Source organism: Flavobacterium potami (genome assembly GCF_020026915.1).
Classification (GTDB): Bacteria; Bacteroidota; Bacteroidia; order Flavobacteriales; family Flavobacteriaceae; genus Flavobacterium; species Flavobacterium potami.
Genome location: NZ_JAINUY010000075.1, coordinates 1 through 284, shown reverse-complemented (window position 1 = coordinate 284; position 284 = coordinate 1). Strand labels below are relative to the sequence as shown.

Annotated in this window: 1 pseudogene; it reads left to right on the top strand. The window is 61.3% G+C overall.

The annotated features are described in order from the left end of the window. A pseudogene (locus K6T82_RS24325) lies at window positions 1-284 on the top strand (ribulokinase); the annotation flags it as partial.

Below are 284 nucleotides of genomic sequence, written 5' to 3'. Positions count from 1 at the left end.
CCCCGACAAGGACTGCCTTCGCAAGCTTGATCCGTATCTGGCGCTGATCGCGGAACGGTACGGAAGCAGGCCTCAACCGGCAGGCACATGCCTGGGAGTCATCACAAGGGAATGGGCGGAAAGATTAAATGTACCGGCGGATACCCTGATAGGCGGCGGCTCATTCGACGCGCATGCGGGAGCCGTCGGCGCGGGCGTTGCCCCGCGCACGCTGGTCAAGGTCGTAGGGACATCCACCGTCGATATGCTCGTCGAGGATGCGGAAAAACTTGAAGGCAAGGATC